This is a genomic window from Mesorhizobium sp., assembly GCF_024509055.1.
Lineage (GTDB): Bacteria > Pseudomonadota > Alphaproteobacteria > Rhizobiales > Rhizobiaceae > Mesorhizobium.
Genome location: NZ_JANINM010000026.1, coordinates 1 through 7048, shown reverse-complemented (window position 1 = coordinate 7048; position 7048 = coordinate 1). Strand labels below are relative to the sequence as shown.

Here is a 7048-nt window from a genome sequence, read left to right as displayed (position 1 = left end):
GCGCCATGTCGGCGTCGAGGCGATCGAGCAGGCGGCGCGCTTCGCGGCCCGCTGCAACCATCCGCTGGTGACCGGCTTCGGCGTCGCCGGCGACGAGCGAATGGGCGATTTCGAGGACTATGTGCGCGCCTTCGAGATCGCACGCGAGGCCGGGCTCGGCATCACCATCCATGCCGGCGAGCTGATGGGCTGGGAAAGTGTCCAGGCGGCGCTAGATCACATCCGCCCGTCGCGCATCGGCCACGGTGTGCGAGCCATCGAAAACCCCGACCTTGTCCGCCGCATCGCCGACCAGGGCGTGGTGCTGGAATGCTGCCCCGGCTCAAACATCGCGCTCAAGGTGTTCGACAGTTTCGCCGACCATCCTTTTCCAGCGCTGCGCGCCGCCGGCTGCAAGGTGACGCTCAATTCCGACGACCCGCCCTATTTCTGGACCTCGCTGAAGCGCGAGTACGATATTGCCACTGAGCATTTTTCGATGAACGACCAGCAACTAGTCGCCGTCACCAGAACGGCGATCGAAGCGGCTTTCGTTGATAAAAAGACCAAGGCCGCGCTTCTTGGCCGCCTTAATGGCCGCGCTCGCTGATTTCTTCCCCCAGATTCAGCTTCTTCTTCTGGATTTGAGGCAAAAGCTGTGGTCCATGACGGCAAGTGGTTCCTTGGCCGGCGCATTGCCGCTAGGGTCATCTCAACAAGCCGGAATTTCAGGAGATCACGATGCAGGGCGTCACTGTCGTCGACCACCCCCTTGTCCAGCACAAGCTGACCATCATGCGCAAGAAGGAGACCTCGACGGCCGGCTTCCGGCGGCTGTTGCGCGAGATATCGCTGCTGCTCGGCTATGAGGTCACCCGAAATCTCGAGCTGACCACCACCACGATCGAGACCCCGATCGAGGAAATGGAAGCGCCGACGCTGGAAGGCAAGAAGCTGGTCTTCGCCTCGGTGCTTCGCGCTGGCAACGGCTTGCTTGAGGGCTTGCTCGACCTCGTGCCGGCGGCGCGCGTCGCCCATATCGGCCTTTACCGCGACCACGAGACGCTGGAGGCGGTCGAGTATTTCTTCAAGGCGCCGAGCGATCTTGCCGACCGTCTGGTGATCGTCGTCGACCCGATGCTTGCGACCGCGAATTCGGCGATTGCGGCGATCGACAAGCTGAAAGGGCGCGGCGCCACCAACATCCGCTTCCTTTGCCTGCTGGCGGCGCCCGAAGGCATAGAGCGCTTCACCAAGGCGCACCCGGATGTCCCGATCTTCACCGCGTCGATCGACCGCCAGCTGAACGAAAAGGGCTACATCATGCCCGGCCTCGGCGACGCGGGCGACCGCATGTACGGGACCAAGTGAGCTGGAGCAGTTCCAGAAAAACCGTTCTACGCCGTTTACCGCTCGTTTACGCAACGTCGCGGTTCCCGCGTCTCATTAAAGCGGAAAACACCATGTCCGCGTAGGAGTGGAGCCCTCAAAAAGGGGCATCCATGCTGCGCAAGCTGCTCATCCTTGGCGTCTTTGCCGGAACCTCGGCATCGATCCCGATCATCTATCAGTCGAACCCGCAGATGGTCGAAAGCCTGCTGAGGTCGTCGGTCGCCTCCGGACCAGCGACGTCGGACGCCCAGCCGAATGTCAACGTCGCTTCGGTGCCGAGCAAGCCGGCAACGCCGATGCCGCTCGGCCGCCAGGTGCTGGTCAATGCCGACGAGCGCGGACATTTCACGTCTTCCTTCAAGCTCAATGGCCGCCAGGTCGATGGTATGATCGATACCGGGGCGACACTGGTCGCCATCAACACCTCGACGGCGCGCAGGATCGGCATTTCGCTCAACCAGTCCGATTTCACCCACCAGGTGAGCACCGCCAACGGCTCCATCAAGGCCGCCGTGGTGACGGTCGAGCGCCTGCAGATCGGCAAGATCTCCCTCGACAATGTCCAGGCTGTCGTGCTCGACGACAGAGCGCTGCAGACGAACCTGATCGGCATGAGCTTCCTGCAGCGCCTGCAGAAATACGAGGTCGAGAACGGCGCGCTGCTGCTCGTGCAGTAATTTCCGGCGCGGTCCTAACGCGGTAGAATCCGTCTGAGCACGGTCTTGTCTGCGGATGGCTTCGACGCGCCGACCGAATAGGCTGCGCGCACCACCGACGCCGCGGCTTCCGCATCCGCCTCGCCGCGGGCATGGACCAAGGCCAGCGCTTCGCCCGTACGCACTTCCGCGCCGACGGGCAGCAGTCCGGTGAGACCGACGGCATGGTCTATTCTGTCGTCCGGATGCGTCCGCCCGCCACCCAGCGCGACGACGGCAAGCCCGATATCGCGCGTTGCGATGCCGGTCACAAAACCGTCCTCGACCGCCTTCACCGCAAATTCGACGGGCGCTTTGGGCAGGTGCTTTTCCGGGTTCTCGATGAAATCGGCGGGGCCGCCAAGCGCAGCCACCATGCGCGCGAAAACCGTTGCGGCGCGGCCACCGGCAAGCGCCTCGGTGGCGCGCCTGATGCCGTCCTGGTTGGACGACACGATGCCCGCCGACTGCAGCATTTCGGCTGCCAGCGCCAGCGTCACGTCCTCCAGCCGGCGGTCGCGAAAGCGGCCGGTCAGGAAATCGACCGCATTGCGCACCTCGACCGCGTTGCCGGCCACGGACGCCAGTGGCTCGTTCATGCCGGTGACCAGCGCCGAAGCGTTCAGCCCGGCACCGTTGGCGACCTCGACGAGGCTGTTGGCCAGTGCCGCCGCCTCCCGCGACTTCTCCATGAAGGCGCCGTTACCGACCTTGACGTCCAGCACCAGCGAGCCAAGCCCGGCAGCGAGCTTCTTCGACAGGATCGAGGCGGTGATCAGCGGCACCGACTCGACGGTACTCGTCACATCGCGGACGGCATAGAGCCGGCGGTCGGCGGGTGCCAGGTCGGCGGTCTGGCCAATGATGGCGCAGCCGGTTTCGAGCACGGTCTTGCGGAACCGTGCCACATCCGGTTGGCTCAGATAGCCGGGGATGGCGTCCATCTTGTCGAGCGTGCCGCCGGTATGGCCGAGGCCCCGGCCGGAAATCATCGGCACATAAGCGCCGCAGGCGGCAACGATCGGCGCCAGCATCAGTGAGACATTGTCGCCGACGCCACCAGTCGAATGCTTGTCGGTGACCGGACCCGGCAGGTCGGACCAGTCGAGTACGTCGCCGGAATCGCGCATGGCCACCGTCAGCGCCACCGCCTCCTCGCGGCTCATGCCGTTGAGGAACACCGCCATGGCGAAGGCGCCGACCTGGCCTTCGGAAATGGCGCCGGCGGTCAAGCCTTCGACGAAGGCCGCGATCTCCTCGGCTGAGAGTTTGTGGCCGTCGCGCTTGCGGCGGATGATCTCCTGCGGAAGCATCAGTTTTCGGGCAAGCCGTCGTGGAAGACCCGACGCAGGATCGTCGCCAGCCGCGCGCCTCCGACCGGTGCCATGTCCTTGGTTTCCTGATGGGAGAGTTCCGCCCCCGTCATGCCCGCCGCCAGGTTGGTGATGACCGAGCAGGCAGCGACCTTCAGGCCGAGGAAACGGGCAAGGATGACTTCCGGCACCGTCGACATGCCGACGGCCGTAGCGCCCATGACGCGCGCCATGCGGATCTCGGCCGGTGTTTCGAAACATGGCCCGGAGAACCACATATAGACGCCCTGATGCAGCGCGGTTCCGGTCGCCTTCGCCGCCGTCTCGATCGCCTTGCGCAGCCCGGCATCATAGGCCTCCGTCAGGCCGACGAAGCGGCGGTCGCTTGGCTCGCCGATCAGCGGATTGGAGCCGGAAAAGTTTATGTGGTCGGTGATCAGCATCACCGACCCTGGCCCCATGCCCGGGTCGACCGAGCCGGCGGCATTGGTGAGGATGAGATGCGAGATGCCGATGCCGGCAAGCACCTCCAGCGCCGGGCGCATCGCAGCGGCGTTGCCGTGCTCGTAATAGTGCGCGCGGCCCGACAGCATCAGCACCGGCGTGCCGGCGAAACGACCGGCCACCACTTCGCCGGCGTGGCCGCTGACGCCGCCGCGCGGAAAGCCCGGGAGTTCGGCATAGGAAATGCGCCTGGCGTCCTCGACCTGGTCGACCAGCCCGCCAAGGCCGGAGCCCAGCACCAGCGCCGCGGTCGGCGCCAGCCCGTCCAGCTTCTCGACCAGGTGATCCAGCGCTTCCATCATTTCAGCCTGTTCGTCATATCAGCCCGGCCTGTCATTTCAGGATATCGCCGCGAAAGCCGTAGGGCAGCATGTCGCCCATGGTCACGGTCTCGACCACGCCGCCATTGTCGCAGAGATAGAGTTTCGTATCCGGCCGGCAGAACTCCGCCAGCCGCTGCCGGCAGCCGCCGCAGGGCGAGCATTTGGCCATGCGTTCGGCAAGCACGGCGATCTCGGTGATCCTGCCGCCCCCGCCCATGATGTAATGGCCGAGCGCCGTGGTCTCGGCGCACCAGCCCTCCGGATAGGACGCCACCTCTATGTTGGCGCCGGTGAAGACGCGCCCGTCCTCTGTGCGCAGCGCCGCGCCCACCGGAAACTTCGAATAGGGCGCATAGGCCTTGGCCATCGCGGTCTTAGCCGCCTCGAACAGATCATGCGACATTCAGGTGTTCTCTCCCACGATCTTGTTCAAATGCAGGTTGCCGTCGATCGGAGCGGCCGGATGCCCCGGTCTCAGCGTTCCTTAACGTAAGGCACGCCACCGGCGCGCGGTGGGATCGCCTTGCCGATGAAGCCGGCGAGCAGGATGACGGTCAGCACATAGGGCAGCGCCTGCATGAACTGCACCGGCACCTTGCCGATGATGGGGAGCGGCGAGCCCTGCAGCCGGATCGCGGCGGCGTCGAGGAAGCCGAACAAGAGGCATGCGAACATGGCGTTGACCGGTTTCCATTTGGCGAAGATCAGCGCGGCCAGCGCGATGTAGCCCTTGCCGGCGGTCATGTCCTTCACGAAGCCGCCATTCTGCACCATCGAGAGATACGCCCCGGCAATACCCGTCAGGATGCCGGTGCAGATCAGCGCCCTGTAGCGCAGCCATGCCACCGAGATGCCTGCCGTGTCGACCGCGGCCGGGTTTTCACCCACGGCGCGCATGCGAAGGCCGAAGCGGGTGCGGAACAAGACCCACCAGGTGAACGGCACCATCAGGAAGGCGAGATAGACCAGTATGGAATGGCCGGAAATCAGCTCGGAATAGATCGGCCCGAGGATCGGCACATCCTTCACCGCGTCGGCGCCCGGCCAGGTGATCGCCTCGAACCGTTCGCCCGACTGCAGCGCGGGCGTTCGTCCGCCCTGCTGGAACCATGCCTGACCGAGAAGCACGGTCGATCCGGCGGCGATGAAGTTGATGGCCACGCCGGAAACGATCTGGTTGCCGCGATGCGTGATTGAGGCAAAGCCATGAACCAGGGCGAAAGCGACCGAGATCAGGATCGCCATGCCGAGGCCGATGAGCGCCGAATGGAAGACCGAAGCCGCGGCCGCGCCAGCGAAGGCGCCGACCAGCATCTTGCCCTCGAGGCCGATGTCGAAGATGCCGGCGCGCTCCGAATAGAGACCGGCGAGGCAGGCTAGGAGCAGCGGCACGGACAGGCGGATGGTCGAGTCCAGCACCTGGACGACGGCGTTGAAAAAATCCATCTCAGGCCCCCTTGCCCTTGACTGCTTCCATGCCGACCGATTTCGGGCTGAACGAGGCGAACAGCGCCTGGATATAAGGCCTGAACATGTGCTCCAGCGCGCCGGCGAAGAGGATGACCAGGCCCTGGATGATGACGATCATGTCGCGGCTGATCGCCGGCATCTGGAAGGCGAGTTCCGCGCCGCCCTGGTAGAGCATGCCGAACAGGATCGCCGCCAGCACGATGCCGACTGGATGCAGCCGGCCCATAAGCGCCACCGCGATGCCGACATAACCGGCGCCGGAGACGAAATCGATCGCCACATTGTGCTGGTCGCCCATCACCGGGTTGAGCGCCATCATGCCGGCCAGCGCTCCCGAGATCATCATCGCGGTGATGATGATGCGGGTTTCCGAGATGCCGGCATAGCGCGCCGCCTTCGGGCTGTGGCCGTAGGTGCGCATCTCGTAGCCAAGCTTGGTGCGCCAGATCAGCAGCCAGACCAGGAAGGCCATGAGCAGCGCCAGCAGGAAGCAGATGTTGAGCGGCGCCGAGCGTATCTTGGCGCCGAACAGTTCGATGACCCAGTTGAGCTTCGGCAGTTCCGCGCCGGCGAGGAAGTTGCGTGTCTGCGGCGCCTGCGATCCCGCCGGCTTCAGCGGACCGACCAGCAGATAGACCATCACAGAGGCGGCGATGAAGTTGAACATGATCGTGGTGATGACGATGTGCGAGCCGCGCTTGGCTTGCAGATAAGCGGGGATGAACCCCCACAGGGCGCCGAATGCAGCCGCCGCCACGATCGCCATCGGGAAGATCACCCACCAGGGCAGCGTGGCGTCGAAGCTGAGGCAGACAAGCGCGATGCCAAGCCCGGCGATATAGGCCTGGCCCTCGGTGCCGATGTTGAACAGGCTGCAATGCGCGGCGACCGCCACCGACAGCCCGGTGAAGATGAAGGTCGTGGCGTAGAACAGGGTGAAGGCAATGCCCGTGCCCTTGCCGAAGGCACCTTCGACCAGAATGACGGCGGCGCGGAACGGGTTTTCGCCGACCAGCATGACGACGAAGCCGGCGACAATGAAGGCCACCGACAGGTTGATCAGCGGGATCAGCCCGTAGTCGGCCCAGGCTGGCAGCTTGGCGTAGGGCGTGCTCACTCGGCGGCCTCCTGGTGCTCGACGCCGGCCATCAGCAGGCCGAGTTCGCCTTCGGTCGCCTCAGGGCCGCGCTCGCCGACGATGCGGCCGGCAAACATCACCAGGATACGGTCGGAGAGCGAGCGTATCTCGTCTAGCTCGACCGACACGACCAGCACCGCCTTGCCCTGGTCGCGCATGGCGATCAGCCGCTTGTGGATGAACTCGATGGCGCCGACATCGACGCCGCGCGTCGGCTGGCCGACGATCAGCACG

General features: G+C 65.0%; 8 protein-coding genes and 1 pseudogene. 3 read left to right on the top strand and 6 right to left on the bottom strand.

Going from position 1 to position 7048, the window contains the following annotated elements; all coding sequences use genetic code 11:
- From add to Q0L57_RS02015, 3 genes are all read left to right on the top strand, one after another.
- Positions 1 to 589 (top strand): adenosine deaminase (gene add, locus Q0L57_RS02025; RefSeq protein ID WP_296737312.1); only part of this gene is annotated, 589 nt, incomplete at its 5' end.
- A 131-nt stretch (positions 590 to 720) separates the two neighbouring features.
- Positions 721 to 1350, top strand: a complete 630-nt coding sequence (upp, locus tag Q0L57_RS02020) for a uracil phosphoribosyltransferase (RefSeq protein ID WP_296737310.1) — start codon at positions 721 to 723, stop codon at positions 1348 to 1350.
- A 131-nt stretch (positions 1351 to 1481) separates the two neighbouring features.
- Positions 1482 to 2048 (top strand): TIGR02281 family clan AA aspartic protease, encoded by a 567-nt coding sequence (locus Q0L57_RS02015; RefSeq protein WP_296737309.1) that lies wholly within the window; start codon positions 1482 to 1484, stop codon positions 2046 to 2048.
- A gap of 14 nt (positions 2049 to 2062) precedes the next feature.
- On the opposite strand, the gene deoA is transcribed toward Q0L57_RS02015, so the two are convergent.
- The 6 genes and pseudogenes from deoA to Q0L57_RS01985 all read right to left on the bottom strand — a co-directional run.
- Positions 2063 to 3379 carry a thymidine phosphorylase gene (gene deoA, locus Q0L57_RS02010; RefSeq protein ID WP_296737307.1) on the bottom strand — a complete coding sequence of 439 codons (1317 nt, stop codon included), beginning with the start codon at positions 3377 to 3379 and terminating at the stop codon, positions 2063 to 2065.
- Positions 3379 to 4185: a purine-nucleoside phosphorylase gene (locus Q0L57_RS02005; RefSeq protein WP_296737305.1), complete on the bottom strand. Its 807-nt coding sequence runs from the start codon at positions 4183 to 4185 to the stop codon at positions 3379 to 3381. Before Q0L57_RS02005 ends, deoA begins: the two co-directional genes overlap by 1 nt.
- A 31-nt stretch (positions 4186 to 4216) precedes the next feature.
- Positions 4217 to 4609: a cytidine deaminase gene (gene cdd, locus Q0L57_RS02000; RefSeq protein WP_296737304.1), complete on the bottom strand. Its 393-nt coding sequence runs from the start codon at positions 4607 to 4609 to the stop codon at positions 4217 to 4219.
- A gap of 71 nt (positions 4610 to 4680) precedes the next feature.
- Positions 4681 to 5652 carry an ABC transporter permease gene (locus Q0L57_RS01995; RefSeq protein WP_296737302.1) on the bottom strand — a complete coding sequence of 324 codons (972 nt, stop codon included), beginning with the start codon at positions 5650 to 5652 and terminating at the stop codon, positions 4681 to 4683.
- A gap of 1 nt (position 5653) precedes the next feature.
- Positions 5654 to 6793 (bottom strand): ABC transporter permease, encoded by a 1140-nt coding sequence (locus Q0L57_RS01990; RefSeq protein ID WP_296737300.1) that lies wholly within the window; start codon positions 6791 to 6793, stop codon positions 5654 to 5656.
- Positions 6790 to 7048, bottom strand: a pseudogene (locus Q0L57_RS01985) (heme ABC transporter ATP-binding protein); the annotation flags it as partial. The pseudogene Q0L57_RS01985 and the gene Q0L57_RS01990, both read right to left, overlap by 4 nt.